The 20,406-nt window shown below is 64.7% G+C and carries 18 protein-coding genes and 1 pseudogene; 6 read left to right on the forward strand and 13 right to left on the reverse strand.

The features are described from left to right. Positions 1-3: 3 nt before the first annotated feature. Positions 4-1,256, reverse strand: a pseudogene (locus IVB19_RS20760) (adenylate/guanylate cyclase domain-containing protein). Positions 1,257-1,440: 184 nt separating this feature from the next. On the opposite strand from IVB19_RS20760, the gene IVB19_RS20765 reads away from it, so the two are divergent. Together IVB19_RS20765 and IVB19_RS20770 are read left to right on the forward strand one after the other, a co-directional pair. Further along, positions 1,441-2,598 (forward strand): MFS transporter, encoded by a 1,158-nt coding sequence (locus IVB19_RS20765; protein ID WP_018458391.1) that lies wholly within the window; start codon positions 1,441-1,443, stop codon positions 2,596-2,598. Positions 2,599-2,629: 31 nt separating this feature from the next. Beyond that, complete coding sequence (locus tag IVB19_RS20770; protein WP_085353412.1) at positions 2,630-2,821, forward strand: hypothetical protein; 192 nt, start codon at positions 2,630-2,632, stop codon at positions 2,819-2,821. Here the strand turns inward: IVB19_RS20770 and IVB19_RS20775 are convergent. From IVB19_RS20775 to dmeF, 3 genes are all read right to left on the reverse strand, one after another. Next, positions 2,818-3,696, reverse strand: a complete 879-nt coding sequence (locus IVB19_RS20775) for a DMT family transporter (RefSeq protein WP_085353414.1) — start codon at positions 3,694-3,696, stop codon at positions 2,818-2,820. The genes IVB19_RS20770 and IVB19_RS20775 overlap by 4 nt on opposite strands. Before the next feature lie 83 nt (positions 3,697-3,779). Beyond that, positions 3,780-4,619, reverse strand: coding sequence for an N-acyl homoserine lactonase family protein (locus tag IVB19_RS20780; protein ID WP_085353415.1), 840 nt, complete (start codon positions 4,617-4,619; stop codon positions 3,780-3,782). A gap of 51 nt (positions 4,620-4,670) precedes the next feature. Continuing rightward, positions 4,671-5,651, reverse strand: a complete 981-nt coding sequence (dmeF, locus tag IVB19_RS20785) for a CDF family Co(II)/Ni(II) efflux transporter DmeF (protein ID WP_247819860.1) — start codon at positions 5,649-5,651, stop codon at positions 4,671-4,673. Positions 5,652-5,845: 194 nt separating this feature from the next. Here dmeF and IVB19_RS20790 point away from each other — a divergent pair, with 194 nt between their 5' ends. From IVB19_RS20790 to IVB19_RS20800, 3 genes are all read left to right on the forward strand, one after another. Further along, positions 5,846-6,664, forward strand: a complete 819-nt coding sequence (locus tag IVB19_RS20790; RefSeq protein WP_026233570.1) for a chromate resistance protein ChrB domain-containing protein — start codon at positions 5,846-5,848, stop codon at positions 6,662-6,664. Then, positions 6,664-8,049 (forward strand): chromate efflux transporter, encoded by a 1,386-nt coding sequence (gene chrA / locus IVB19_RS20795; RefSeq protein WP_247362583.1) that lies wholly within the window; start codon positions 6,664-6,666, stop codon positions 8,047-8,049. The genes IVB19_RS20790 and chrA overlap by 1 nt, the downstream gene beginning before the upstream one ends. Before the next feature lie 278 nt (positions 8,050-8,327). Then, positions 8,328-9,023: a DUF899 family protein gene (locus tag IVB19_RS20800; RefSeq protein ID WP_247819861.1), complete on the forward strand. Its 696-nt coding sequence runs from the start codon at positions 8,328-8,330 to the stop codon at positions 9,021-9,023. A gap of 196 nt (positions 9,024-9,219) precedes the next feature. Here IVB19_RS20800 and IVB19_RS20805 read toward each other — a convergent pair whose 3' ends face one another. Beyond that, positions 9,220-9,609 (reverse strand): nuclear transport factor 2 family protein, encoded by a 390-nt coding sequence (locus IVB19_RS20805; protein WP_247298205.1) that lies wholly within the window; start codon positions 9,607-9,609, stop codon positions 9,220-9,222. A 1,256-nt stretch (positions 9,610-10,865) separates the two neighbouring features. On the opposite strand from IVB19_RS20805, the gene IVB19_RS20810 reads away from it, so the two are divergent. Then, complete coding sequence (locus IVB19_RS20810) at positions 10,866-12,080, forward strand: YeeE/YedE family protein (RefSeq protein WP_085353423.1); 1,215 nt, start codon at positions 10,866-10,868, stop codon at positions 12,078-12,080. Positions 12,081-12,133: 53 nt separating this feature from the next. Here IVB19_RS20810 and IVB19_RS20815 read toward each other — a convergent pair whose 3' ends face one another. The 8 genes from IVB19_RS20815 to lepB form a co-directional block, all read right to left on the reverse strand. After that, entirely contained in the window at positions 12,134-13,678 is a 1,545-nt protein-coding gene (locus tag IVB19_RS20815; RefSeq protein WP_204511382.1) for a GMC family oxidoreductase, read from the reverse strand. 84 nt (positions 13,679-13,762) lie between these two features. Further along, positions 13,763-16,021, reverse strand: a complete 2,259-nt coding sequence (parC, locus tag IVB19_RS20820; protein ID WP_247370589.1) for a DNA topoisomerase IV subunit A — start codon at positions 16,019-16,021, stop codon at positions 13,763-13,765. Positions 16,022-16,081: 60 nt separating this feature from the next. Beyond that, entirely contained in the window at positions 16,082-16,366 is a 285-nt protein-coding gene (locus IVB19_RS20825) for a hypothetical protein (RefSeq protein ID WP_018458403.1), read from the reverse strand. Positions 16,367-16,466: 100 nt separating this feature from the next. Continuing rightward, the gene (gene recO / locus IVB19_RS20830) at positions 16,467-17,219 is read right to left on the reverse strand and encodes a DNA repair protein RecO (RefSeq protein ID WP_247819862.1); all 753 of its coding nucleotides are present in this window, start codon (positions 17,217-17,219) and stop codon (positions 16,467-16,469) included. A gap of 122 nt (positions 17,220-17,341) precedes the next feature. Next, positions 17,342-17,722, reverse strand: coding sequence for a hypothetical protein (locus tag IVB19_RS20835; protein WP_018458405.1), 381 nt, complete (start codon positions 17,720-17,722; stop codon positions 17,342-17,344). Positions 17,723-17,743: 21 nt separating this feature from the next. Continuing rightward, the gene (gene era / locus IVB19_RS20840; protein ID WP_018458406.1) at positions 17,744-18,670 is read right to left on the reverse strand and encodes a GTPase Era; all 927 of its coding nucleotides are present in this window, start codon (positions 18,668-18,670) and stop codon (positions 17,744-17,746) included. Beyond that, positions 18,660-19,526, reverse strand: a complete 867-nt coding sequence (gene rnc, locus IVB19_RS20845; protein ID WP_085357520.1) for a ribonuclease III — start codon at positions 19,524-19,526, stop codon at positions 18,660-18,662. The genes era and rnc overlap by 11 nt, the downstream gene beginning before the upstream one ends. Then, positions 19,523-20,287, reverse strand: coding sequence for a signal peptidase I (lepB, locus tag IVB19_RS20850; RefSeq protein WP_018458408.1), 765 nt, complete (start codon positions 20,285-20,287; stop codon positions 19,523-19,525). Before lepB ends, rnc begins: the two co-directional genes overlap by 4 nt. Positions 20,288-20,406: the final 119 nt, after the last annotated feature.

Here is a 20,406-nt window from a genome sequence, read left to right on the forward strand (position 1 = left end):
AGCCTAGTTCGCCAGATACCGCTCGTAGCTGCCTGTCACCGGCTCGCTCGCGTCCACCTCCGGATCAAGCGTGTAGAGATCCTGCGCACGGCCGATGCCACGCAGCGCGTAGCGGCCTGTGGAGACGAGATAGCGGCGGCCGGCGGCGTCGAGGCCCTTGTAGAATTCTGCCGATGCCAGCAGCTCGCGATCGACCGAACGGCTCATCGAGGCGATGCGGCTGACCTCGTTCACGGTCGGACCGACCACGGTGAAGTCGAGCCGGTCCTCGCTGCCAATATTGCCGTAGAAGACCTCGCCGACATGCAGGCCGATATAGGCGGACGTGGTGGGACGGCCCTCCGCGCCCCGCCTCAGGTTCAGCGCAGCGACGTTCTTGCGGAACAGATGCTCGGCGCGCAGCGCCGCGCGCCGGGCATGCGCCATGTCTTCACCGGTGAACATCGCAAGCACGCCGTCGCCGATCAGCTTCAGCACGTCGCCGCCGGCGTCGTGGATCGCGTCGATCACGGCCTGCGCATAGTCGTTGAGGAACGGGATGATCTCGTCGGGGCCGATGCTCTCGCTGATTCCGGTCGAGCCGCGCAGATCCGAATACCACAGCACGGCGTTGATGCGCTCGGTGACGCCGCGCGAGATACGTCCGCTCAAGACCTGCTCTGACGCATCGCGGCCGAGATAGACGCGGCCGAGCGTGCGCGCGATGTCGACCTGCTGCGCCGACTTGATCGAGAGCCCCAGCACCGGCACGAGATCGCGCAGCGCGGCGAGTTCGGCGTCGGCGAAGCCGCTGTCGCGTCGCGTTGTCCAGGAGGAGTAGAGGCAGTCCATCTGCCCCAGCGCTCCGGTCTCCGGTGCACAAAGGCCAGGAAATGGCGATGACCGGTTTCGGCGAGCTCGCCGATTTGCGAAAAATCGAGCGAGGGCGCGTCGGCGAGGTCGATCACCATCTCGTCGTGACCGTGCTCGAGCAAATGATAGAAAACCGACCGGCGCCAATTGTTGGCCGCGTCGCCCTCGGCCGTCGAGCCGTATTCGACGACGTCGCTCTCGTTGGTCGGTGTATCGCTCCAGCGGAAGGCGCGACCCTCGTAGATCGGGTGCAGCGTATCGATGACGACAAGGCCACGCGAGAGTTCCAGCCCCTCGGCGCGGCAGCGCTCGCAGAAGCCGCGCAGCAGTTCGGGTTCGGGCAGGCCGGTGAGCCCCTGGCCGGCCAACCAGTTCATCAGCGCAAGGCGAGAGGTCAATTGCATGCGCCATTATGGCGTGCATTCGTGACGAGCGAAAGGCGGCGCGCGGAGCTTGCGTCGCCAAAGCTCCGCTCACGGCCAAGGCTCCCGCCCGCGGCAGGTCGCATATGTCGCGGACGCTGTTGACGCGCTCCCGCCTCGGGCGGCAAATGCGAATGATGACACCGCCGATCAGAAATACGGGGATATGAGCCAGCGCCAGCTTCCGATCATCCTGGCGCTCGGTACCACGCAGACCCTGGCCTGGGCCTCGAGCTACTATCTGCCGGCGCTGCTCGCCGATCCCATGGCGCGCGATCTCGGTATCTCCTCCAACTGGGTGTTTGGCGCGTTCTCGGCCTCGCTGGTGATTTCGGCGCTGCTCGGGCCGCGCATCGGGCGACAGATCGATCTGGTCGGCGGCCGGCAGGTCCTCTCGGTGTCGAACCTGACGATCGCCGCCGGCCTCGTTCTGCTCGGCCTCTCGCAATCGGTGGCGGTGATGGCAATGGCCTGGCTCGTGCTCGGCATCGGCATGGCGATGGGTCTCTACGACGCCGCCTTCGCCGCGCTCGGGCGCATCTACGGCACCGAGGCGCGCAGGCCGATCACCGGCATCACGCTGATGGCGGGCTTTGCATCGACCGTCGGCTGGCCGCTCACCGCCTGGGGCCTGTCGCATTTTGGCTGGCGCGACACCTGCTTCGCCTGGGCCGCTGCCAATATCCTGATCGGCCTGCCGCTCAATTTCTTCCTGCTGCCGACGATCAAGGGCGCCAAGCAAGCAGCGGCGACAGCGGCGAAGCCGCATCTGCCGCTCGACCGCACCATGGTGCTGCTCGCCTTCATCTTTGCCGCGGTCTGGACCGTCACCGGCGCGATGGCCGCGCATTTCCCGCGCATCCTGGAGGCAACCGGCGCGACGCCGGTCGAGGCGATCGCGGCCGGTGCGCTGATCGGCCCCGCGCAAGTGGCCGCACGGGTTCTGGAGGCAGGCTTCCTCAGCCGCTTTCATCCGCTGTGGTCGACGCGGCTCGCCTGCCTCACTCACCCGATCGGCGCGGTGGTCGTGGCGATCTTCGGCGGCGCCGCGGCCAGTGCGTTTGCGCTATTCCACGGCTCCGGCAACGGCATCCTGACCATCGCGCGCGGCACGCTGCCGCTGTCGATCTTCGGCCCCAAGGATTTCGGCTATCGCCTCGGCATCATCGGCGCGCCGGCACGGATGGCGCAGGCCGTGGCGCCGCTGGCCTTTGGCCTGCTCATCGACGTCATGGGCGCCAAGGTGCTGATCGTCTCCTCCGCGCTCAGCCTCTCGGCGCTGGCCGCGCTGTTCATGATCCGCGCGCAACCGCGGCCGGATTGACCGGGCCGGAGCTTTCGCGCACAAGCGCAGCATGACCGAAGACACGCGCCCACCCCGCACATTCAAAGGCCTCCTGCGCTGGGCGACTACGCCGCCGCAGGCCTGGGGTGTCTATCTCCTCGCCGTCATCCTGGTCTGGCTGATCTCCTTCTACGCCGGCTCGCTGAAACCGAAGAAGGCGCCGGAAGCGAGCCCGCCGCCGGTCACGGCACCGCGCACCTAGGCCGGCTTCGTTTCGCCGGTCGCGATCCAGATGCCGGCGAACACGGCGACCAGCCCGATCAGTAGATTTGGCGTGATCGGCTCGCCGATCAGCAGCGCGGCGAGCAAGGTGGCGGCGATCGGATTGACCGTCATCGTATTGGCGACCCGGGTCGGCGTCGCGCGCGCCAGCGCCATGACCCAGAGGATGAAGGCGAGCGCACCGCCGCCGATGCCGAGATAGATGCCGGCAATCCACTGCGCCGTCGTGAACTGCCCCAGCGCTGCAAAGCTGCCCTTCACGATACCCGCAAGCACCAGCACGGCGGCGCCTGCTCCCATGCCGACCGTGAGAAAGCCGAGCGGGCTGGAGCGCTGCATCAGCGGGCGCGACAGCACGTTGTAGAACGCCATGCAGAACACGGCACCGGTCATGATCAGCTCGCCGCGCCAGGCCTCGGGCGGGCTTTGCGCCAGGCCCGCGGCCAGTGCCGCCGCCACGCCGAGCACCGCGATGCCGACGCCGGTGATCTTGCGCGCCGTCAGCCGCTCGACGCCGAGGATGGCGCCGACCACCATGGTGTGGAGCGGCAGCGTCGCCAGCGCGAGACTGGCGCGCGCGGCGGTCGTGTAGGACACCGCGATGTTGTAGAGGATGAAGAACACGCCGAAAAAGCAGATGCCGAGCAGCGCCACGGCCGGCCAGTCGGACCGCTGCGGCCAGCGCACGCCGAGCAGAAGCGCGCACGGCAGCAGGCAGAGAAAGCCGATCCCCCAGCGCAGGATCGCGAGCAGGATCGGATCGGCGCCGCCGACCAGATAGCGGGTGATCGCCGCGGCAGTGCCGCCAAGGCTGCTCGACGCCAGCGCGATCGCAACCCCGGCCCACTCACCCACAATCGTCTCCCGTTGCGGAGCTTGCTGAGGGCGCTAGCACGCCCCTGCTGCCACCGTAGTGGCAACAGGGGCGTCGCGGGAAGCTAGTCGTAAAACTCGGGCGACATCTTCTGGCTGTCGCGCTGGATCTTGTCGTGGTTGATCCAGAGTTGCGCCTTCTCCTTGCCGAGCGTGTCGGCGATCTTCTGCATCGAGGCCGCGCTCTGGTCCTTGTTGGCGTTCATGCTCGGCACACGGCGGTTGTCCCAATTGTCTTTGAAGTGCACCGCATCGCCCGACAGCACGACGGCGCCGGTCTTCGGCAGCTTCACCAGCAGCGATTGGTGTCCCGGCGTATGGCCGGGCGTCGACAGGATGGTCACGCTGCCGTCGCCGAACACGTCCTTGTCGCCCGCAAGCAGCTCGACCGGATGCGACGGCTTGAAGCGCGGCTCGTTGTTGGCGCCGGGCCAGTCATACTCGGCCTTCTGCACATAGAGCATGGCCTGCGGGAACAGCTCGACATTGCCGGTATGGTCGGGATGGGTGTGCGAGACGGCCATCATCTTGACGTCACCGGGCTTGAGGCCGAGCTGTTCGAGCTGCGCGGCAAGCGTCTTCGGCCGGCGCCAGGTCACGGCTTTGGGATCGGCGGGCGCAAGGCCATTCGGCATCGCGGCGACTGCGTCGGCGATGCCGGTATCCCACAGGAACCAGCCCTTAGCGTGCTTCACGAGATAGCAGCTGTCGACGAAGTCCATCGTCTTGCCCTCATTGAGACCGGGCGTCCAGCGCGAGATGTCGCCGGCGGTGCCCTCGCCGCAATTGAGCACGTAGAGTTTTTCGACACCGGTCTTTTCGGACTGCGCGAGCACCGCATGACCGGACAGAACGAGTGCAGCGACAACGACGGCGAGCTTGATCTTTTTGATCTTTGGCATCATTCGTTCCTCCCTTGCAGCCAGGTCGGCTGTCTTCTCGGCTGTGACCGAGGATCAACCCTGGTCCGTTCGCAGAATTCCCGCAGACCGCTTCAGCGGGCAGGTCTCGACCTCGACGGTGACGTGGCTGAGCCCCTTCAGTCCGGCGAGCCGCTTCTTGTAGACCGCCGGCTGCTTCGGCTGGTCCGACACCACCGACACCAGCACGGCGCAATGGCCGGGGCCGACCTGCCAGAGATGCAAATCCGTGACGCGGTCGTCGCCGATCTCCATGCGCGCCCGGATCACACGCTCGAGCTTCTCGTCGGCGCGCACGTCAAGCAGCACCGCGCCCGATGTCTTGATCAGGCCGAACGCCCAGCTCGCGATCACAGCGCTGCCGATCAGGCCGACCGCCGGATCGGCCCAGGCCCATCCCGAATACACGGCGACGACGAGCGCGGCGATCGCCAGCACCGAGGTCGCTGCGTCCGCCATGACGTGGACATAGGCAGCACGGAGATTGTTGTCGTGGTGGTGGTGATCATGGTCATGATCATCGTGATCATCATGCGCATGGCCATGATGGTGATGACCATGGTTGTCGCGGAGCAGCCAGGCACTGGCGAGGTTGACGCACAGGCCGAGGGCAGCGACCACGATCGCCTCGCCATAGACGATCGGCACCGGATTGATCAGCCGCAGCACGCTCTCATAGGCGATCTCGACCGCGATCAGGCCGAGGATGATCGCGCTGGCGAAGGCGGCAAGATCGCCGAATTTGCCGGTGCCGAAGCTGAAATGCGAGCTCCCCAGGTGCCGCCGTGCAAAGCGATACGCGAACGCGGCAATCCCTAGCGCTGCCGCATGCGTGCCCATGTGCCAGCCGTCGGCGAGCAGTGCCATCGAGCCGAACAGCGAGCCGGCGACGATCTCGCCGACCATCATGACCAGCGTCAGGATGACGACGAGCCAGGTGCGTCGCTCGTTCTCGTCGTGCTTCTCGCCCAGGAAGGCGTGGTCATGGGTCCATTGTTCGACGGAATGGGAATGCATCGCAAAGTCTCCGAAAGGCCCGGGCCGTTAACCCCTATATAGACCTGCGAGTCTTCTGGGCAAAATCGCCGGAATGAGCCGATTGACAGGTAGGTGCCGTTTCGGTGTAATGAACGCCATGGGGATTTGAGCGATCTCCCCACGAGGCGACATGCCCAAGTATCGCGTCCCGTTGTTTTTCACGAGGGCGCATCATGTCTTCCTACACGACGATATCATCTGACAAGCTGGCACGGTTGATCGGCACGGCAAACGCCCCTGCCCTGATCGACGTGCGCACCGACGAGGATTTTGCCGCCGACCGGCGGTTGATCCCAGGTTCGATCAAGCTCAGCCACGACAATGTTCCGGAATGGGGTGCCGAATTCGCCGGCCGCACCGCCATCGTCTCCTGCCTGCGCGGCGCAAAGCTGGCGCAGGGCACGGCGGCCTGGCTTAGGCAGCTTGGGGTCCAGGCCGAGACGCTGGAAGGCGGATTCGAGGGCTGGAAGGACGCAAAGCTGCCGCTGCTCGATACCCGCAAGCTGCCGCCGCGCGACGCCAAGGGACGCACCGTCTGGGTGACGCGGGCGCGGCCCAAGGTCGACCGCATTGCCTGCCCCTGGCTGATCCGACGCTTCGTCGATCCCAATGCGGTGTTCCTGTTCGTGGCACCGTCCGAAGTGGTCGCCGTCGGCGAACGCTTCAAGGCAGCCCCGTTCGACATCGAGAACGTGTTCTGGAGCCACCGTGGCGAGCTCTGCACCTTCGACGTGATGATCGAGGAGTTCGGGATTGCTGCGCCGGCGCTGCTCCGGCTCGCAACGCTGGTGCGCGGCGCCGACACCGGGCGGCCCGACCTTGCGCCGGAGGCTCCCGGTCTGCTCGCGGCTTCGCTCGGGCTGTCGCGGATGTATGATGACGACCTCGAACAGCTCGAGGCCGGTATGCTGCTCTACGACGCGTTCTATCGCTGGTGCCGCGACGCGACGTCTGAGACCCATAACTGGCCGACCAACAAGGCAAAGGCTTGATGGATACGCGTACGATCGAAACCGGAGCTGATGCCGGTCACGGCGTCAGCTTCAGTGAAGCCTTTCGCGTCTGGCTCCGTGTCGCCTGCCTGAGTTTTGGCGGGCCCGCGGGCCAGATCGCGGTGATGCACCGCATCCTGGTCGAGGAAAAGAAGTGGATCTCGGAAGGCCGCTTCCTCCATGCGCTGAACTACTGCATGCTCTTGCCGGGCCCGGAGGCGCAGCAGCTCGCAACCTATATCGGCTGGCTGATGCATCGCACTGCCGGCGGGCTGATGGCGGGCGGACTGTTCATCCTGCCCGGCATCATCGCCATCATGGGCCTCAGCTACGTCTACGCCGCCTACGGCAATGTCAGCTTCGTCGAGGCGCTGTTCTTCGGCTTGAAAGCCGCCGTGCTCGCCATCGTCGTCGAGGCCGTGGTGCGCGTCGGCAAGCGCGCGCTGAAGAACCGCATCATGATCGCGCTCGCCGCGATGGCCTTCGTCGCGATCTTCTTCTTTGCCGTCCCCTTCCCCATCATCATCATCGCCGCAGGCATCATCGGCTATGCCGGCGCGAGAAGCGGCCGTCCGGAGTTCGCGCCGGCCGGTCATGGTCACGGCGGCAGCAGCGCCTTGATCGACAGCATGCTGGGCGACGCCGTGCCCGATCATGTCCGACCCAACACCGCCCGCACCATTCGCGTCGGCGCGCTGTGGCTTGCGCTCTGGGTGGTGCCGGTGATCGCGCTCGTGCTTGTGCTCGGGCAGGCCAATGTCTTCAGTCACATCGCGCTGTTCTTCTCGAAAATGGCGATGGTCACCTTCGGCGGCGCCTACGCAGTGCTGGCCTATGTCGCCCAGCAGGCGGTCGAGCACTATCACTGGCTCAAGCCGCACGAGATGCTCGACGGCCTCGGCATGGCCGAGACCACGCCGGGTCCGCTGATCATGGTGCTCCAGTTCGTGGGCTTCATGGCCGCCTACCGCGACGCCAGCGGCCTGTCGCCGATGCTTGCGGCCACGCTCGGCGGATTGCTCGCGACCTGGGTCACCTTCACGCCCTGCTTCCTCTGGATCTTTGTCGGTGCTCCCTACATCGAACGGCTGCGCGGCAACACCGGGCTTGCGGGCGCGCTGAGCGCTATCACCGCCGCCGTCGTCGGCGTGATCCTCAACCTCTCGATCTGGTTCGCGCTGCACACGCTGTTCCGCGACACCGTGCCGGTGCATGCGTTTCCGCTGGACTTCGACATGCCGGCGCTGACCAGCATCGACATCCCCGCGCTGCTGCTGTCGATCGCGGCGGCAACTGCGATCTTCCGGTTCAAGCTGGGGATGTTGACGGTGCTGGCCGGCAGTTGCGCGGCGGGCGTGGCGTTGCGGCTGGCGGGGGTGATCTAGGACACCGACTGATTGGTTCGTCACGTCCGGTTTGCCAATGGAAGGCATCGCTAAGCGGTCAGGGTTGAATGGCGACTATGCTCAGGGGCAAGGACCCAAGGACCGACCTTGATGAGCAGGCGTTTGGCCTAGAGGCCACGCGCGCTCGAAACACCGCAGCGACCCGCAGCAGGATCTTTTGGACCAACCGAGCGCTTTCCAAATAGTTGAGCGAAGGTGTCGGAACGAGGTGCCGCCGGACGTCTTCCCAGATATCGGCCCCAACCAGAGGTCATGCAATGGATAGTTCCATCCTGAAGCCTGCTTCGGAGCTTGCTGGTACGAACAAGGCTCATTTTCCCAACGGAAGCGTCGATTATCGCCGCGCCCGGCAAGACCTCCTGACGAAGGAGATCGAGCTGCGTCGTCAGATCGAGCGTGTCGCTGAACTGCGCCGGGCGCTTCCGCCCGGCGGCGAGGTGAAGAAAAACTACGTGTTTGAAGGCGAGAATGGCAAAGTGAATTTCGCCGATTTGTTCGACGGCAAGCAGACGCTCGCGGTCTACAGCTACATGTTCGGGCCGCAGCGGCAGACGCCCTGCCCGATGTGCACCTCATTCATGAGCACATGGGAGCACAAATTACCCGACATCGAGCAGCGTATCGGGTTCGTCTTCATCGCGCGGTCACCGATCGCCAGGTTGATCGAGGCAAAGAAGGCGCGCGGCTGGACGCGGCACAAGGTCTTCTCTGACATCTCCGGCGATTACACGCGCGACTATGTCAGCGCCGAGGATGCCGACGTGCCCGGCTACAGCGTGTTCACACAGCGCGACGGCACGATCCGACATTTTTGGTCCGGCGAGATGAGCGGCACGATGGCCGACCCCCAACAGGATCCGCGCGGCGCGCCCGACTTCGATCCGCTCTGGACCATCCTCGATACCACGCCAGAAGGCCGCGGCACCGACTGGTACCCAAAGCTCGCTTACTGAGCCTCCTGCCGTCAGTGATAGTGATAATGCGCGCGCGGCTTCGCTAGTAGGTTGCAATGCCATCCGCGCGAAAGCGATGCCTGTGATCCTGACGAACCCGGACGAGGTCGAGACGTGCATGACCGCGCATGGGATGAGACCAAGGGCCTACAAATGCCAAAGCTGCGTTGTTGATCGTAGCTCGACCGGCATCCCGCTAAGCGTGACCCTCGCCGTCATTTTCGACGGAGCCGCCTTTCGGCGCTTTGTGAGGCATATCCCATCCAAAGTAGACTTCCACCCGAACGATCTTGTCTCCGCGAGCGGTGGTTACCTCACAATTACGAAACCTGTGCCCCCCTGCGGCAGCTGCCTCATAGACGATGACTGCTCGGCTTCCATCCTCGGTCGCGATGACTTCATCGAACGAATTGGTCTTCTCGCTGTTGGGCCAGCAACGGCGCAGATAAGTCGCACGATCCAACTCATTGTCGATTGGACTTGAGAAGTGATAGTCGTCCGCAAGAAGCGCTTCGATCGCTGTCCGATCCTTATCGACGTATGCCTTTAACCTGGCACGTGCCAGATCGAGCGTGCTTTTCGTCATGCCGTTTTTCCTTTTAGAGTTCGACCGAACGTAAGGCCGACCGCGACTCCTCAACAAAGAGCTCGGGGCCTCAAGCTGGGCGAAAGCGCCCTCCCTTGCTGGCGTCATGCCACGATAGAAGCGACATCAGATAATTTGAGCCTTAACAACCTTCGGTAAAAATCGTTCCGGGCTCGCGCTGCACGCGCTTGGCCAGAATTCCATGAGGAATTTCGAGGTTTCCGTTGAATGTCCGTCCAGGGGCCCAAGCCGTCGATGATGACCGCGCCGGCGGACTTACTCTCTGTCCTCCAAAGCTGCCGTCTCAACTCTTTGGGCGAAGCCGTCATCCTCGCCTGCCCGTGCCCGTCGGGCAAAACAGCGACGACCACTTCCGCCACATCGCCCGTCAAGCCCACCTCGTAAAATATTCCACTTTACCGAAATTCGGATTTGACGTATAAGCGACACACCCTGGCCCGAGACAAGGGGCGGATCGCGATCGTCACGAACCGCGGGCTGGGCAGCGATGGACGCGACGGCTTCGGGCACGATAGGCATTGCAGGGCGGCTTTGGCTGTGAGCAATGGCCTTCGTGCCTGCGACACGATGCCGAAAGCGTCTTCGCATGGCTTCGGGTGTGAGCACACGCCAGCACTCCAAGTCCCAGCGAGGACGTGCGCGGACGAACAAGTCGTGTGGTCCTGACGCCCGGGGTCTGTGCGTCAAGTCCTGCGGTGATGTGGCGGCCCGACCGGGCACGTGCATCAGTTATCCGCAAGGCGACGGGGGCAATAGTGCATCGCTCCCCGGGGAGAGCACGAAGGACACGTTAAAACCATCGTGCAGGGAAGGCCGGGCGATCGGCGAACCTGTGGTCCACCCCGTGTGTATTTCGATCGCGCACGGACCTGCGGGTGCCAGCCGGCGCCCGGCCTTCCCTGCGCCCTTGTCTCAATGAGGGCGATGCGACGACGCAAGACTCGGGCGGAACGCGCCGCGAGATCGCGAACTCTCGTCCGCCGTTTGAAACGTGCATCGGCGCGACCGCTAATCTTGCCCCACTCTCGCTGTCGTCGCCCGGCTTGACCGGGCGACCCGGTAGCCCGAGACAGTCGAGATTTGAGAAGAGATGCCGCGGCGTACTGAATGCCCCGGTCGAGCCTGGGCATGACAGGCTAGCGCTATCGCATCAGTTCCAAGGTGGAAAGATTGGAACGGGGAGAATTCGCCCCGGTTAGCTCTCACTGCCGGAGAAATCCGCTTTTGGACGAGCCATGACCGATCTATCTATCGATGCGCGGCTGCTTGCCCCTGACAATGACCGGCACGGCGCCAATCTCACGGTCGTCGCTGTCGCGGCGGCAATTCTTCTGGCGGGCGCAGCGGCCTTGTCAGGCACGATTTCGTGGCAACAGGGATTGTTGTTTCTTCTCGGAGGCGCACTTGGCCTGACGCTGTACCATGCGCTGTTCGGGTTCACCTCGGCTTGGCGCGTCTTCATTGTCGCACGACGAGGCGCCGGCCTTCGCGCCCAAATGGTCATGCTTGCGCTGGCAACCGCCCTCTTCTTCCCGGCCTTGGCGCAAGGCACGCTGTTCGGCGTCGCCGTGCGTGGCGAGCTCGGCGCGGTGGGCGTGGGCATGCTCACCGGAGCATTCCTGTTCGGCCTTGGAATGCAGCTTGGCGGCGGCTGCGCGTCGGGAACGCTTTATACCGCCGGCGGCGGCAACACCCGCATGCTGGTGACACTGGCGGCCTTCATCGCCGGATCGACGCTCGGTGCATTACATCTGCCGTGGTGGAGCGCGCTGCCGAACATCGGCGCCGTCTCGTTGATCGAACGGCTCGGATGGCTGCCGGCGCTCGTGCTCTGCTGGGCTGTTATGGCTGCAATTTATCTCATCACCCTCAGGGCCGAGATCGGCCGCCACGGCGAACTCGAGCCGGGAGCGCGGACGAAGCTCCGCGGCGCGCGCCGCTTCATGCAGGGGCCATGGCCGCTGCTGTGGGGCGCGATCCTGCTCGCGATCGGAAATTTCGCCACGCTGTATCTTGCGGGACGTCCCTGGGGCATCACCTCCGCTTTCGCGCTCTGGGGATCGAAGATCCTGATGAGCCTCGGCGTCGACGTCGCGTCATGGCCCTATTGGCAGGGCGCTCGCGCGACCTCGCTGCACCAAAGCGTCTTCGCCGACATCACCTCCGTCATGGATTTCGGCATCATCCTGGGAGCGTTGCTGGCCGCAGGCCTCGCCGGCAAATTCCATCCGACATGGCGCATCTCCGCATCCTCGCTCCTCGCCGCCATCATCGGCGGCCTGCTTCTCGGCTATGGCGCCCGGCTCGCCTATGGCTGCAATATCGGCGCTTATTTCAGCGGGATCGCATCGGGCAGCCTGCATGGCTGGTGCTGGCTGGTGGCGGCTTTCGTCGGCAACATTCTGGGGACACATCTCCGACCGCTGTTCGGCTTGGCCGTCGAGCGGTAGGTTTTCGTCTGCGCGCGGTTTCATCAGACCGCCATGGCGGACGACGATTGAACCTAACGCATCATCATCCGCGCGATCGCCTCGCCAATCACCACGGTCGTGAAATGCGTGTTGGCCCGGCAATCCGATGGCATGATCGAGGCGTCGGCGATGCGCAGGCCGGAGATGCCCTTCACGGTGCCGTCAGGGTTGACCACGCCGTCGGCGCTCTCAAAGCCGGTCATACGACAACTGCCGGCGGCGTGCTGGATATCGCCGGTCTCACGGCGCAGCAGCGCATCCAGTTCATGCTCCGGCAAGGCCGCGGCTTGCGGCAGCGTCAGATCGGTGTCCGCGAGCCGGATCCAGTCGACGATGCCTGATAGCGCCGGCTGGGAGGTGATCACGGCGAGCCGCTTCACCGCATCCTTCATGCGCAACATGTCGCGGGGATCGGCCAGCATGTTTTCCTCGACGACAGGATCAATCGCGGGGTCGGTCGAGGCCAGCTTGAGCGAACCACGCGAATACGCGTTGAACAGCCCGGCGCCGATCGCGCCCGGCACGCCGATGCCGCGGTGATTGAAGGCGATCAGGATCATGTCGCGCTTGCCGCCGTCGGCGAGGCCCGACGAATAGGTCACGCAGCAATTGGTATGGCGGGTGTCCGGATCGGTCGGCCGCAGATTTTCGTGGAGCTGGATCGTGGCGCGAAACAGCGGATGGTCAAAGAAGTGCCGGCCGACCGGCAAGTCCCGCTCGACCGCAATCCCCATCGCCTTCAGCTCATCCGCAGGTCCGATGCCCGAGCGCAGCAGGATCGCCGGACTGTGGATGGCGCCGGCGCACAGCACGATCTGGCGCGCGCTGATGTCGCTGGTCCCCTGCCCTTCGATGTGGACGCGGAGGCCGGTTGCCCGGCCGTCGCTGATCAGCACGCGGTCGACCAGCGCATGCCCGCGAATTTCCAGATTGGCGCGGCCCCGCGCGGGCTCCAGATAACCCTCGTTGGTGGTGATGCGGCGGCTGTCGCGGCTGTTGATGGGATAGCAGGCGACGCCCTCGCCGTCAGGCCCGTTGACGTCAGCGCACCAGGGATAGCCGCTGGCCAACGCCGCATCGCGCAAGCCGCGGTCGATCGGCCCCCATTTTTCCGCCGGCGCGCGATACACCGGCAGCGGTCCACCGCGGCCGTGGCCGGCGGCGTCGCCGAAGTCCAGATCATCCTCGATCACCGAGAACAACGGCATCACGTCCGTGGCCGACCAGCCGGTGCAGCCATTGGCGGCCCACTCGTCGAACGCAGCAGCGACGCCGCGGATGGCGATCTGGCCGTTCATCATCGACGAGCCGCCGAGCCCCTTGCCGCGCCAGTAGAAGCGCGGCTCCTGGCCGGCCACACGGCGCGTCAGAAGATCCGGCCATTGCCACTTCTCCTGGTACTCGCGCTTGTGGATGATCGGGATGGGATTTGGCGTCATCACCTCCCAGGGCGCCTCGTCGGCGCGCCAGTCCAGACCCGCCTCCAGCAGCAGGACGCGCCGTGCGGGATCTTCCGAGAGCCGCGCCGCAACAGCAGCGCCGGCCGAGCCGCCGCCGACAACAATGACATCGTACATCGCGCTACTTCTCAACGTTCCAGAACACCGGGATGGCGGACGGTATCAGACCGCGCGCACCGGCGGAACCAGACTGTCGCCCGACTACCCGATCCCCCTGCCGAACTTGTTCGACTTCGGGAATCCCTTCGGCGGCAGACGGCCGGCGTCCGCGCGAGAGCCTTTCCACTCGGCGAGCTCCTTCATGGTCGCGGAGAATTCGCGGCCGGCGGAGTCCTTCCAGGTCAGGCCCGTCTTGGCGTCGAACACTGCAATGTCGGAGAGGCCGCCGTCCTTGTACTTCTGCAGACGCACACCGCGGCCACGCGCCATCTCCGGCACCTGGTCGAGCGGGAACACCAGCATCTTGCGGTTCTCGCCGATGACCGCGACGGTGTCGCCGATCACCTCGGTGACTGTGCGCGCCTCGTTCGGCATGTCGACGTTGAGGACCTGCTTGCCCTTCTTGGTGGTGCCGACGCAATCGTCCTCGCTGACGACGAACCCTTGGCCCTCGTGGCTCGCGACCAGGAATCTGCGTCCGCCCTTGTTGACGAACAGCGTGACCGGCGCGGCCTCCGGCTCGAGATCGATGAACTGGCGGATCGGCTCGCCATGACCGCGGCCGCCCGGAAGTTTTGCGACATCGAGCGAGTAGAATTTTCCGTTGGTGGCGAACAGCAGCAGCTTCGAGGTCGTTTCCGCGAAGAACGCGAATCCGAGCTTGTCGTCCTGCTTGAAGGCCAGCCCCGAGAGATCCTCGACATGGCCCTTGAGAGTGCGGATCCAGCCCTTGTCGGAGACCACCACCGTCACCGGCTCGCGCTCGACCAGTGCCTCCTCGATCGCAGCGAGATCATGCTCTGGCGCGTCGGCAAAGGTGGTGCGGCGCTTGCCGAGCGGGGTCTTCGGTCCGAACATGTCGCGAACCTTGCCGACCTGCTCGCCGACTTTCTTCCACTGCTCGGGTTCGGACGCCAGCAGTCCCTCGATGCCCTTCAGCTCCTTGCGAAGATCCTTGTCCTCGCCGCGGATCTCCATCTCCTCGAGCTTGCGCAGGCTTCGCAGCCGCATGTTGAGGATGGCTTCGGCCTGCACCTCGGTGAGCTTGAACGCCTTGATCAGCGCCGGCTTCGGCTCGTCCTCATTGCGGATGATCCTGATCACCTCGTCGATGTTCAGATAGGCAATCAGCAAGCCGCCGAGGATCTCCAGCCGGCGCTCGATCTCGGCCTTGCGATGGTTGGTGCGACGGATCAGCACGTCGCGCAGATGGTCGAGCCATTCGCGCAAGCACTCCGCGAGCCCAACGACTTTGGGAATGCGGCCCTTGATCAGCACGTTGAGGTTCAGCGGAATCTTGTTTTCGAGCTCGGTCAGCCGGAACAGCGATTCCATCATCAGCGCGGGATCGACGTTCTTCGATTTCGGCTCGATCACGATGCGAACGTCTTCGGCCGACTCGTCCCTGATATTGCCGACCAGCGGCAGCTTCTTCTGGTCCAGCAGCTCGGCGATCTTCTCGATCAGCCGGGACTTCTGCACCAGAAAGGGTATCTCGGTGACGACGACGACCCAGGTGCCGCGCGCGCCCTCTTCCTGCTCCCATCGGGAGCGGACGCGAAACGAACCGCGACCGGTGGTGTAGGCTTCAGCGATCGCCTGCTTGGAATCGACGCAGATGCCGCCGGTTGGAAAGTCCGGACCCTTGACCCATTTCAGCAAGGCCTTCGACTTCGCGTCGGGCTTCTCGATCAGATGCAGCGCGGCGTCGCAGAGCTCGGCGGCGTTGTGCGGCGGGATCGAGGTCGCCATGCCGACTGCGATACCTTGCGCGCCATTGGCGAGCAGATTCGGGAAGCCGCCGGGCAGCACGATCGGCTCTTTCGACTGGCCGTCGTAATTGGGGCGGAATTCGACGCCGTCCTCATCGATTCCGTCGAGCAGAAGCCGCGCGACGTCGGTCATGCGCGCTTCGGTGTAGCGATAGGCGGCGGGATTATCGCCGTCGATATTGCCGAAATTGCCCTGGCCGTCGACCAGCGGGTAGCGCGAGGAGAAGTCCTGCGCCAGCCGCACCATGGCGTCGTAGATCGCCTGGTCGCCATGCGGATGGAACGAGCCCATCACGTCGCCGACGATTTTGGCGGACTTCTTGAATGCCGTGCCCGGGTCGAGCCGGAGCAGCCGCATGCCATACAGGATGCGCCGGTGTACCGGCTTCAGGCCGTCGCGCGCATCCGGCAGCGCGCGGTGCATGATGGTGGAGAGCGCGTAGGCGAGATAGCGCTCTTCCAACGCCTCACGCAGCGGCACCTCGTGAATTTCGGCCGGTTCCTCCGGCGGAATCAATCGTTTTCCCATGCCGCCCGGTTAAACCGTGGAAGCGAATCGGGCAAGGATCGATTGGTTCCCTGTGGCGGCCTACTGGCCGGCCCAGCCTGCGGTGAAGGTCTGGGTGGGTGGCGCGGCTTTAGCCTGCGTGGTGGCCGGGGCATTGGTCAGGCACCGCCGCGCGGTGTCGATCTCGGCCTCCGTCGCCCCTTTGGACCGTGCCCATGCCTCTGCGGCTGCAGCGGAATATTTAGCCACATAGAATCTGACGACGGTACAGGAAGCACGGCGAAAGACGCCCGGCTGCTCACCCGCGAGGGCGTCCGGCGCCAGCGCAATCAGCGCTGCCGATATCACAAGTCCCTTGATCAGCATGAGGCTATCCCCGGTTGGAACCCAAAATGGCAAGTCCGGGGAACCGAGTTTTGTTCCAGCAAGGGCTGGTCCACTGAGGCAACGCAGAGCCGCGCCAAGCTCATGGCGCGGGAATGGCGGCCTTTGCCTGCTGTCGCGTCAGCGCGTTGATGAAGCCTGCCCGCGCATCGGAATGGCCTTGCCCGCGTGGTTCCAGCACGTGGCGCAGCAGGAACAGGCCGGTCAGTCGAAAGCCGTCCTGGAGATCCTGATCGGTGAGGTCGCCATGCACCTCGCTTTGGCGCAGGAACGGTGGCAGCCGCAACAGGCGGTCGCGCCACGGCTCGCCCGCCCCGCGGGACACCGCGCCGCCGGATTTGGGCGAGACGTAGATCAGGTCGGTGGTCTCTCCTGTCACCGCGCAGTTTTCCAGCGCCAGCCCGAAGCCGAGTTCGGTGAGCATTGCCAGTTCGAAATGGATCACGTGCACGGCCGCGCTGCCGATGTCGTCGAAATCGTCCAGCGAATGTTCGAGCAGCGCCAGGAGGTTTTCGTGCGGATCGCGCTCCGGCAGCAACCGCGCGATCGAGGCGAGATGGGTGATGCCGTAGACGCCGTGGGATGATCCCAGCAGCGTCGCCGCCCGCAGCTTGAGGCCCTCGATGGCATAGGTGCCGAGATGCTCGTCGAGCCGCGCCCGCCATACCACGCGGAGGCTGTTGCCGGGCTGCAGCAACGGACGCATCCGAGAGCCGGCGCCGCCGCGGACGAGACCGAGATGGCGGCCGTGGGCACGGGTTAGCAACTCGACGATGGCGCTGCTCTCGCCATGCCGCCGCACCCCCAGCACGATGCCTTCGTCGGTCCATTCCATCGGTGAAGTCTAGCGGATTCCGGTCTTCAATCGTAGGGCGGATTGGCCGAAGGCCTAATCGGCCAATCGCGGGGGCACGCCTGGAAGGTGAATTGCGCGCCGCCAATCCACCCGACACGGCCTCACGCGTTGAACCAGCCCTGCGCGTCGCCGCGGAACGAGAAATACAATCCCATCGCGGTCAGCACGCAGGAGACGATCTCGATGGCGCTGTCGAGTTCCATGCCTTTCTCGCCGATGATCTGGCCGAGCGAGATCACCGACAGCACGAGCGCTGCCGCCAGCACCCAGCGCGGCCAGTTCTTGCGCCCGTGCGCGGCCAGCCGGACGAAATACACCAGCAGCAGGATCATGCCGCCGGCGAGCAGCGACGACGTCATGATCATCTGTTCGGTCATCTCGGCAGTCGGCGTGCGGTCCTGCACCGCCACCGACAAGGCATCCAGCATCAACGATGCATAGAGCAACGCTTCGAAGCGCCGTACGTTGCTGGGTACGCTCATCGTCGACCGATCTTTTCTTGGTTATTCTTTGGGAAATTCCAGGCCCATCTCGCGGTAGCGATCGGGATCGTCGCTCCAGTTCTCGCGCACCTTGACGAACAGGAACAGGTGCACCGGCACGCCCAGGATCTCGCCGATCTCCTTGCGCGAGTCCGCGCCGATCGACTTGATGGTGGCGCCACCGGCGCCGAGCACGATCTTGCGCTGGCTTTCGCGCTCGACGAAAATCGTCTGCTCGATGCGCACCGACTTGTCCTTGCGTTCTTCCCACTTGTCGGTCTCGACGGTGGACTGGTAGGGCAGTTCCTGGTGCAGTTTGCGAAAGATCTTCTCGCGCGTGATCTCGGCCGCGAGCTGCCGCATCGGCGCGTCCGACATCTGGTCTTCGGGATAGAGGAACGGCCCCGGCGGTACGATCTCGGACAGTGTACGCCTGAGGTCATCGACGCCGTCGCCGGAGATCGCCGCGATCATGAACGTCTTTGCGAAGGCCATGCGCTCGTTGGCAGCCTGCGCCAGCGCCAGCAGCTTCTCGCGCTGGACCAGGTCGACTTTGTTGATGACCAAAATCTTCTCGTGCTTGACGCTGGCGACCTTGGTGAGGATTGCCTCCGCTTCCTCGTCGATGCCGGCCTTGGCATCCAGCAGCACGCAGACGAGGTCGGCGTCATGCGCGCCGCTCCAGGCGGTCGAGACCATGGCGCGGTCGAGCCGGCGCTTGGGCAGGAAGATTCCGGGCGTATCGACCAGGATGATCTGCGCGTTGTTCTCGATCACGATGCCGCGGATCAGCGCGCGCGTGGTCTGCACCTTACGCGAGACGATCGTGACCTTGGCCCCGACCAGCGCATTGACCAGCGTGGATTTGCCGACATTCGGCGCGCCGATCAGCGCGACGAAGCCGCAGCGCGTGGCAGTGGGCGCCTCGCCGCTTGCTTCAACCGTCATTGCCGCCGCCAACGCCTTCACGTTCGATCATCACTGAAGCTGCCACTTTCTCTGCCGCGCGCTTGCTGCCGCCGATGCCTTCCGCCGGTGCCAGCCCCGGCAGGTCGACCGCGACGCGGAATTGCGGATCGTGATGCGGGCCGGTGCGCTCGACCTCGCGATAAACCGGCGTCGGCAATCCCTTGCCCTGTGCCCATTCCTGGAGAACGGTCTTGGGATCGCGCAAGGGACGTCGCGGCTTGTGCATGCGCTCGGTCCAGTTGCGCTTGACGAAATCGGCCGCTGCCGCGTAGCCGCCGTCTAGGAAGACGGCGCCGATCACGGCCTCGCAGATGTCGCCGAGCACGCTCTTGCGCAGGCGCGCGTCGGCGCTGGAGCCGACCGAGCCGAGCTTGATGTCGTCGAGCAGACCGAGCGACTTGGCGACATCGGCGCAACTCTCCTTGCGCACCAGTTCGGCAAGTCGCTTGGACAGCTCGCCTTCGTCGGCGTTCGGGAAGGCGTGATAGAGCATGTCGGAGACGACGAGCCCGAGCACATGGTCGCCGAGGAATTCCAGCCGCTGATAGCTGTCGCCGCGCTTGCGCCCGGACTTCAGCGCGGAGACATGCGTGATGCCTTGCATCAAGAGGTTCGGATCGGCAAAGCTGTAGCCGATGCGTGCCTCGAGCCCCGCATTCGCATCCGAGCCCCTGACCTTGCTGCTCCGCACCCGCTTCTTCTTTGCGGGCGTCTTGATCTCAGGCGTCTTGACCTCAAGGGTCTTGGTATCAAGAGTCTTGGTCGCAGCTTCGCCGTCGGGGCCCGCTTGCGCCTCGGTCGGTAGGATCGCGATGTCCTTGGCTTCGTCTTTCATCGGACGATTTTGAAGAAGCGATTCCAGCGCACCGCCCAGGGCCAGCGCCAGAACATCCAGGCATGCTCGCCTTCGGCGATCGAGAAGAAGATCATCTGGGCGCGCCCGATCAAATTCTCCTGCGGCACGTAGCCGACCTGGCCGAGGAAGCGACTGTCGGTGGAGTTGTCGCGGTTGTCGCCCATCATGAAGAAGTGGCCGGTCGGCACGGTGTAGACGTTGGTGTTGTCGACGTAGCCGTTGTCGGCGCAGTCCAGCGTCTCGTAGGACACGCCATTCGGGAGCGTTTCCTTCCAGCGCTTCACCCGGGAGACGCCGCTGCCTTCGGCGCCGCAGGGGTCCTCGCCGACAAATTCGCTCATGCGCTGCCGCTCGACCGGCGTGTCGTTGATGTAGAGCAGCCCGTCCCGCATCTGGATGCGGTCGCCGGGCAGGCCGATCACGCGCTTGATGTAGTCGGTGGAATCGTCCTTCGGCAGGCGGAATACGACGATGTCGCCGCGGTTCGGGTCCGAGCCCCAGATCCGCCCCGAGAACAGCGGCGGCGAGAACGGGATCGAGTAATGGCTGTAGCCGTAGGAATATTTCGAGACGAACAGATAGTCGCCGACCAGCAGTGTCGCCTTCATCGAGCCGGATGGGATGTTGAACGGCTGAAACAGGAAGGTGCGGATCACCAGAGCGATCAGGAGAGCGTGGATCACGACCCGGATCGTTTCGCCGATGCCGCTCTCAGTTTTCGTTCCTGAAGTCACGCTCATTGCTCTCTCAATTCCGGCGGGCGGTCACAGCGCGCCCTCCTCCCGCGAACAGCCCATCGCTCGCGGCCCAAGGAGATTGTCCTGATTCTGATAATGAGGGCCAATTCCGGCGTAAAGCC

The organism is Bradyrhizobium sp. 187 (assembly GCF_023101005.1).
Lineage (GTDB): Bacteria > Pseudomonadota > Alphaproteobacteria > Rhizobiales > Xanthobacteraceae > Bradyrhizobium > Bradyrhizobium canariense_D.

Coding starts and splice junctions, on each gene's coding strand:
- IVB19_RS20765 (WP_018458391.1), top strand. CDS start 1,441: ATGAGCCAGCGCCAGCTTCCGATCATCCTGGCGCTCGGTACCACGCAG.
- IVB19_RS20770 (WP_085353412.1), top strand. CDS start 2,630: ATGACCGAAGACACGCGCCCACCCCGCACATTCAAAGGCCTCCTGCGC.
- IVB19_RS20780 (WP_085353415.1), bottom strand. CDS start 4,619: ATGATGCCAAAGATCAAAAAGATCAAGCTCGCCGTCGTTGTCGCTGCA.
- dmeF (WP_247819860.1), bottom strand. CDS start 5,651: ATGCATTCCCATTCCGTCGAACAATGGACCCATGACCACGCCTTCCTG.
- IVB19_RS20790 (WP_026233570.1), top strand. CDS start 5,846: ATGTCTTCCTACACGACGATATCATCTGACAAGCTGGCACGGTTGATC.
- chrA (WP_247362583.1), top strand. CDS start 6,664: ATGGATACGCGTACGATCGAAACCGGAGCTGATGCCGGTCACGGCGTC.
- IVB19_RS20800 (WP_247819861.1), top strand. CDS start 8,328: ATGGATAGTTCCATCCTGAAGCCTGCTTCGGAGCTTGCTGGTACGAAC.
- IVB19_RS20805 (WP_247298205.1), bottom strand. CDS start 9,609: ATGACGAAAAGCACGCTCGATCTGGCACGTGCCAGGTTAAAGGCATAC.
- IVB19_RS20810 (WP_085353423.1), top strand. CDS start 10,866: ATGACCGATCTATCTATCGATGCGCGGCTGCTTGCCCCTGACAATGAC.
- IVB19_RS20815 (WP_204511382.1), bottom strand. CDS start 13,678: ATGTACGATGTCATTGTTGTCGGCGGCGGCTCGGCCGGCGCTGCTGTT.
- parC (WP_247370589.1), bottom strand. CDS start 16,021: ATGGGAAAACGATTGATTCCGCCGGAGGAACCGGCCGAAATTCACGAG.
- IVB19_RS20825 (WP_018458403.1), bottom strand. CDS start 16,366: ATGCTGATCAAGGGACTTGTGATATCGGCAGCGCTGATTGCGCTGGCG.
- recO (WP_247819862.1), bottom strand. CDS start 17,219: ATGGAATGGACCGACGAAGGCATCGTGCTGGGGGTGCGGCGGCATGGC.
- IVB19_RS20835 (WP_018458405.1), bottom strand. CDS start 17,722: ATGAGCGTACCCAGCAACGTACGGCGCTTCGAAGCGTTGCTCTATGCA.
- era (WP_018458406.1), bottom strand. CDS start 18,670: ATGACGGTTGAAGCAAGCGGCGAGGCGCCCACTGCCACGCGCTGCGGC.
- rnc (WP_085357520.1), bottom strand. CDS start 19,526: ATGAAAGACGAAGCCAAGGACATCGCGATCCTACCGACCGAGGCGCAA.
- lepB (WP_018458408.1), bottom strand. CDS start 20,287: ATGAGCGTGACTTCAGGAACGAAAACTGAGAGCGGCATCGGCGAAACG.